Annotated in this window: 8 protein-coding genes; 1 reads left to right on the forward strand and 7 read right to left on the reverse strand. The window is 73.9% G+C overall.

The features are described 5' to 3' along the window. Both CNO22_RS25195 and CNO22_RS25200 read right to left on the reverse strand, forming a co-directional pair. Positions 1–187, reverse strand: a 187-nt coding sequence (locus CNO22_RS25195) for an FAD-dependent oxidoreductase (protein ID WP_198588591.1), incomplete at its 3' end; no start/stop codon positions are given. A gap of 314 nt (positions 188–501) precedes the next feature. After that, entirely contained in the window at positions 502–987 is a 486-nt protein-coding gene (locus CNO22_RS25200; RefSeq protein ID WP_100501989.1) for a hypothetical protein, read from the reverse strand. A 134-nt stretch (positions 988–1,121) separates the two neighbouring features. Between CNO22_RS25200 and CNO22_RS25205 the strand changes: the two genes are divergently transcribed. Continuing rightward, positions 1,122–1,913 (forward strand): DUF427 domain-containing protein, encoded by a 792-nt coding sequence (locus CNO22_RS25205; RefSeq protein WP_100501990.1) that lies wholly within the window; start codon positions 1,122–1,124, stop codon positions 1,911–1,913. 276 nt (positions 1,914–2,189) lie between these two features. On the opposite strand, the gene CNO22_RS25210 is transcribed toward CNO22_RS25205, so the two are convergent. The 5 genes from CNO22_RS25210 to CNO22_RS25225 all read right to left on the reverse strand — a co-directional run. Next, positions 2,190–2,906, reverse strand: a complete 717-nt coding sequence (locus CNO22_RS25210; RefSeq protein ID WP_100501992.1) for a hypothetical protein — start codon at positions 2,904–2,906, stop codon at positions 2,190–2,192. Continuing rightward, positions 2,903–3,079: a hypothetical protein gene (locus CNO22_RS27995; protein ID WP_157937118.1), complete on the reverse strand. Its 177-nt coding sequence runs from the start codon at positions 3,077–3,079 to the stop codon at positions 2,903–2,905. The genes CNO22_RS25210 and CNO22_RS27995 overlap by 4 nt, the downstream gene beginning before the upstream one ends. Positions 3,080–3,233: 154 nt before the next feature. Continuing rightward, positions 3,234–5,069, reverse strand: a complete 1,836-nt coding sequence (locus CNO22_RS25215; protein ID WP_100501993.1) for a potassium channel family protein — start codon at positions 5,067–5,069, stop codon at positions 3,234–3,236. A gap of 13 nt (positions 5,070–5,082) precedes the next feature. Continuing rightward, on the reverse strand, positions 5,083–5,469 hold the full coding sequence (locus tag CNO22_RS25220) for a DUF6394 family protein (RefSeq protein WP_100501995.1): 387 nt from the start codon (positions 5,467–5,469) through the stop codon (positions 5,083–5,085). Positions 5,470–5,540: 71 nt separating this feature from the next. Next, the coding region (locus CNO22_RS25225) for a TetR-like C-terminal domain-containing protein (protein ID WP_198588592.1) at positions 5,541–5,925 on the reverse strand (385 nt) is incomplete at its 5' end.

Here is a 5,925-nt window from a genome sequence, read left to right on the forward strand (position 1 = left end):
CCTCGCCCCCGGCCTCCGGCGGGCGCAGCAGCGTCTTGGACGGGATGCAGGCCCAGTAGGCGCACTCCCCGCCGAGCAGCTCCCGCTCGACGATCCCGACCCGCTTACCGGACTTCAGCAGCTGGCCGGCGGCGACCTCACCGCCCGGGCCCATCCCGATGACGATCACGTCAAACCGATCGGCCATGGAGGTCCTCCTGTCATCGTGCGGGTGTGGGTCGTCGTGCCGTTGGTCGTTCTGGTCATGCCAGGGCGCCTGCTCCCAGCCGGACCCGGTCCGGGAACCAGGTCCGAGGCCCCGGACGCCGTTCCGGATTAGGAGGCGTCGGGTGGTGCGGTCACGGGTTTCGCCCCGGCCTGCGGCGGCGCCCTTTGCGTGCCGGACACGCCGCCCGGGTGAACATGGCTCTCTGTCCGGTGTCCAGTCGTCGCCAATCCGATACGCAGATCGACCGGCAGTTGCGTCGGGCAGGCCAGTGATGCCCGGTGACGGGCAGGCCGTTACAACCTGGCGTTCGGGCCGAGGACGCGGTCGAAGATCGCTCCGGTCGCGGCGATCACCACCGCCTTGTCGAGGACGTCGATGGTGGCCTCCTTGCGCGACCAGGTCCACGGCTTGTCGAGTCCGAGCGCCGTGATCATGACCAGGTCCTGGGTGTAGATCGCGCCGAACGTCGCCGCTGCGCCTCGCGGACCGCGGAGGCCCTTGTGAGCAGCGACGCCGTAGGCGGCGCCCCACATGGCACCCAGAGCGGTGTGGACCGCGTAGTTCAGCCGCTTCTTCCCCGCCTCGGTGCTGGGGTTGACGGGCAGCAGCTTCTGGGCCAGTTCCGCCGGACCGTAGCTGTCCTCACGCTCCGAGATCGGCATCTCGACGAACTTCTGGAACGCGGTCATGACGACGCTGCCGGCCACACCGGCCAACGCGCCCCGACCGACGTTCACCGCGAGAGAGGGGCGTGTGGTTGCACGTTTGACGATCGACATGGCGCTGACCTACCCCACCGGATGGGCCTCAAGCCTCCCGGGCAGAGCAGGGGCACCAGCGCTGATTGCGCGGAGAGATCACTCACCTGGTCGGTCCCGCTCGTCCGGTGTCCGTACGGGGTAATCGGGCGGGCATGAGTCTCACCACGGGCAGCGGGCCGTTCGGCCAGCGCCCCGCCGGCAGGTTCAACTTCGACCCGCACGCTCCGGACCACGTGCTCTACCTGGAGTGTTCCCCGCGCCGGGTACGGGTGCTGCTCGGCGAAGCGACGGTCGCCGACAGCGACGAGATCCGGCTGCTGCACCCGCCCGGGCGCACGCCGACCTACCTGTTCCCACGGGAGCACGTGCGTACCGAGCTCTTCGAGCCCAGCGAGCGGCGGAAGTCCGACCCGGGAATGGGCGAGCGCACCTACTGGAGCCTGCGGGCCGGCGAGCACCACGCGCCGGACGCCGCCTACTCCTGGGAGCAGCCCCCGGACAGTGCGGCGGCGATCGCGGGACGGGTCGCCTTCGACTGGGACTCGGTCAGGGTCTTCGAGGAGGACGAGGAGGTCTTCGTCCACCCGCGCGACCCCTACACCCGCATCGACGTGCTCCGCAGCTCCCGGAACGTCCGCGTGACGGTCGGCGGCACGGTCGTCGCCGAGTCGGCCCGACCGCGGATGCTGCTGGAGAGCGGGCTGCCGGTGCGGTGGTACCTGCCGCGCGAGGACGTGCGGACGGATCTGCTCGAGCCGAGTTACACAACGACCCGGTGCCCGTACAAGGGGATCGCGCACTACTGGTCGCTGCGGGTGGGCGATCGGTACGACAAGGACCTGGTGTGGACCTACCCGGAGCCGTTCCACGACGCCGAGGCCGTCCGCGGACTCCTGTGCTTCCCCCAGGACCGGGTCGAGCTCGAGGTCACCAGCGGGAGTTGAGGCCCACGGCGCTCGACGTGCTCGCCGCCGGGCCCGGCTGGGTCCCGGGAACCGCGGGCGCTGATCGGCCGGACCGCGCCGGTCGGATCTGCCGGTCAGCGCCCGTCGTTCCCCGGCGACAGCGCCCCAGCCCGCTCTCCCGCCGAAGCGGCGAGCCGGCCACCGTAGACGCCGCCTGGCCGGGATCGAGGTGGCGCAGGAGCTACGCGACACCGACCACGGCTCCCACGGGTTCGGCGTCCGGGACGCCGACGGCGACCCCTGGACGGTCAGCACCTACCGCGGCGCCGGACCGGGCGGCGGCGAGGCGCGGGACACCAGCCACGCCAGCGCCACCTGCCACAGCACGAAGCAGCCGAGCACACCGAGCCACCCGGCCGGCGGGATCCCGACCAGCACCGGGCGCGGGACCACGGCGACCGAGCACAGTACCAGGACGCCGGCCAGCCACACGGCCAGCGCCGTCCAGCGGTAGCGTGGCGCCCGGCTGGGGCGGACGGCGACGCCCAGGGCCGACAGGTCCTCGGGCGGGTGCCGGCGCAGCATCCGCCGCCGCGACCGGTAGACGAGCACCCCGGGGTAGCAGTCGGCCAGCAGCCGCTCGCACCGGCGGCGACGGCGCCGGGAGAGGCGCGCGCGGCGCGGGAGGCTGACGGCCTGGACGCGGGCCGCGGCGGCGCGGAAGCCTGTGTCGCCCAGGACGATCCGGCCGCGGGCGGCGACCACCGCGGTCACGTCGCCCCAGCCGGTCCCCAGGCCGGTGTGGCTGGGGTGGTACCAGCCGTAGAGGCCACAGCCACAGCCGCGCGCCGGCGGCCGGTGCTCCTCGTCCACGACGCAGCGGGCGTGCTCGACCGGCCAGCGCCACGGGCCGGCGCCGACGTGCACCGGCGGGCGCAGGCCGTCCTCGGCCAGCCAGAAGCGGCGGTAGCCCCGCAGCTCGCCCGCGACCAGCGCCGGCGGGTCCGCGCCGGGATCGGCCGGACCGGTCACGCCGGGGCGGGTGCAGCCGGTGTCGGCGCGGGCGCCGGACTCGGTCCGGCCGGGGCCGGCTCGGCCAGCGGCTCGCACTCGATCTCCCGGCGCTCGGGGCCGATGTCGCCGGCCACGCAGGGCTCGGCGGCCGGGACCGTCCGGGGGCGGTGCGGTGCGGTCAACGTGTCCATCTGCGGCTCCTCGCCGGGCGACCCGTGCCCCCAGTGAAGCACCGGCCGCGCCCACCGGGGAGGCCTTGACGGCACGGGCCGACGGGTCCGGCGCCGGGACGGTGTGTGCGGATGCGCAGTCCTCCTCGGGAGACCGGCGCATCCGCGCACACCGTCACCGGGTCGAGCGCGCGCCGACCCGCTCCTCGTCGGCGTCCGGCGCCGGGCGGCTGAGCGTGCCCCAGAGCCAGCCCGAGGGCACCCGGCGACCGCTGACCACGTACTCGCGGACGGCGTCGACGACGAGGGTGATCTCCAGCGCCCGCCGGGCGGCCGGCCAGCCGGCCAGCAGCAGCTCGTCCCCGGGTGCCAGGACGCAGTCGGGGTCCGGCGCCAGGGCGGCATCGTCCCGCCGGAGCAGGAGCAGCGGCACCGCGTGGAGGGGCTCGCCGCGGTCCTCCGGGTTGCGCAGCAGGTCCCCCAGCCGCGCCTGCCCGGAGGCCAGCCAGGGCATCAGGGCGGGCGCCTCCCGCTCGTTGAGCCGCACCTTCCACAGCGCCTGCAGGTGCTGCCCGCACACGTCGGTGAGCCGGTCGACCAGGTCCGCGGCCCAGGCGTCCCCGAGCGCCGGCATCTCACGCAGGAAGCGCCAGAGCAGCGGCGTCGAGAGCTGCGCGTACACCTCGTGCGCGACCTCCTCGGTCGGGACGAGCAGCGCGTCGAGCTCCATCGCGGCGAACAGCGGCGCGCTCGACGGCCGATTCTGGCGAGCGGCGAGGAACAGGGCCGGGTTCGTCCGGCGTGCGGTCTCCACCAGCGAGAGGTTCGTGATGTCGTTGTCCGTGCCGGCGACGAAACCCACGGCCTCCTCGAGCCCCACCGCCGCCAGCACACCGGACTCGTAGCCGCCGGCCACGACGACGTCGTCCACGTCGTCGTGCGGGCTCGGGTCGATGACGGTCACGTCGATGCCCTCGGCCCGCAGGTCGGCGGTGAGCTCCCGGCCGAGCCGGCCGTACCCGCAGATCACCCAGCGGCCGCTGCGCGGCGGCGCGCCCCGCGCGGGCAGCGCGGCCCCGGGCCCGCTCTCCAGCCAGGTCAGCAGCTGGTAGGACGCCGGCGCCCGCAGCGCCAGCCGCACGTGGTCACCGAACAGGTCGAAGGGGTTGACCACGCTGGGCGCGCCGAACACCCGCATCCGCTCGGCGATGACGTGGGTCGTCGCGCGCGCGATCACGCGGAGGTCGGGGCGCAGCAGGGCGGTCGTCATGACGACGGCGAGGTTGGCCTCGTCGTCGTCGGTGAGCGCCACGACCGCCTCGCAGCAGGGGTGGTCGAGGCCCGCGACCCCGAGGTGCCCGGGGTCCCGGGCGTCGGCGGCCAGCCCGGGGACGTCGCCGTGGTACGACTCGAGCTCCAGCTCGTCGATCCGCTCCGCGTCCCGGTCGAGGACGACGACCCGGCGGCCGAGGGCGTCCATCGAGTGTCCGAGCAGCTCACCGGCGCGGCCGTAGCCGGCGATCAGGACGAACGGCTCGGACAGCCGGGCGACCTTGCGGGTGAAGCGCTGCAGCGCCAGCGCCGAGCGGAACGCCCGGTCCTGCACCAGGCCGAGCAGCGAGCCGATCGCGTAGGCCCAGCCGACCACCGTGAGGTAGATCGAGATGGTCAGCCACATCCGCTGGTTGTAGGTGAACGGGTACGGGATCTCGCCGAAGCCGATCGTCGTCGCGGTGTAGCTCATGACGTAGATGGCGTCGAAGAACCCCATGTCCCAGGGCCGCCCCTCGGCGTCCTGACCGGGGATGAGGGCCAGGCCCAGCACGCTGATCGAGAAGATGACGATCAGCACGATCAGCGGCGCCCGCATGCGTCGCAGGATCAGGAAGATCGTCGCGGAGGCCCGGTTGGCCGACGCTGCGGCCGCCAGCAACCGGGCGCGACGGGCCCGCCGCTCCTCCTCCTCGCGCCGGTTCCGGTGCGCCCAGAACGTCAGCAGGGGGTTGCTCATGGCGGCCTCCCGGTCACCCGCGGTGGAAGGACACCGTCTCCACGACCAGCAGGACGACCGAGACGAGGTTGGCCAGCAGCGCGCCGCCGGAGAGCGACACGATGCTCGCCATCGTGCCGGGGGTGAGGCCTGCGGTGGAGACGTAGACGGCATAGCCGAAGACGAGCGCGGCGCTGATGAGCTGGAGGTCGGCGACCAGGCTGGTGGCCAGGTGCACCGCCCCGATCTGCGTACGGTCGCCGAACTTCAGCACGGTGGCGATCAGGTTGACGACGACCGCCGCGAACAGCTCGAAGCGGTTGTGCAGCACCGGGTCGTCGATGTCACCGATGAAGAACCCGAAGTTCAGCGTCGCGGCGAGCAGGACGAAGAACCCGAAGACGACCTTCTCCAGGTTCACGCCGTCTCCCGCCCGCTGCCCCGCGCACCCCGGGGGTCGGCCCACAGCATCGCTGCTGCGGTCCTCCCGCGCTACGGGCGCCGCAGCAGCGGCATCACGACGCGGTCGACCAGCTCGGCCACCACCGCCTCGTCCAGCGGCCGTCCGGTGACCAGCCAGCGCAGCGCGAGCACCGCCGGGCCGACCTCCGCGGCGACCGACGGCCCGGCGCCGGCGGGGACCTCGCCGCGCTCCGCCGCGCGCGTGACGACGGCCTCCCAGGCGGCGTCCCAGTTGGCCAGGGGCAGGCGGCGGCAGCCCTCCTGCAACACCGGGTCGTCGGTGACGGCGCCGAGCAGGCTGCGGATGGCCCGCCCCGAGGGGCCGCCGAACAGCTCCACCACCTCGGTCAGGACGCCGATCAGGTCCGTGCGGAGCTCCCCCGTGTCCGGCACCTCCAGCACTGGCGCGCCGGCC

Origin of the sequence: Geodermatophilus chilensis, from assembly GCF_002802985.1 — a bacterium.
In the GTDB taxonomy this organism is placed as follows: Bacteria; Actinomycetota; Actinomycetes; order Mycobacteriales; family Geodermatophilaceae; genus Geodermatophilus; species Geodermatophilus chilensis.

Bases quoted from the DNA above. Each gene is read 5' to 3' on its own strand.
- CNO22_RS25200 (WP_100501989.1), bottom strand. From the start codon at position 987: ATGTCGATCGTCAAACGTGCAACCACACGCCCCTCTCTCGCGGTGAAC.
- CNO22_RS25205 (WP_100501990.1), top strand. From the start codon at position 1,122: ATGAGTCTCACCACGGGCAGCGGGCCGTTCGGCCAGCGCCCCGCCGGC.
- CNO22_RS27995 (WP_157937118.1), bottom strand. From the start codon at position 3,079: ATGGACACGTTGACCGCACCGCACCGCCCCCGGACGGTCCCGGCCGCC.
- CNO22_RS25215 (WP_100501993.1), bottom strand. From the start codon at position 5,069: ATGAGCAACCCCCTGCTGACGTTCTGGGCGCACCGGAACCGGCGCGAG.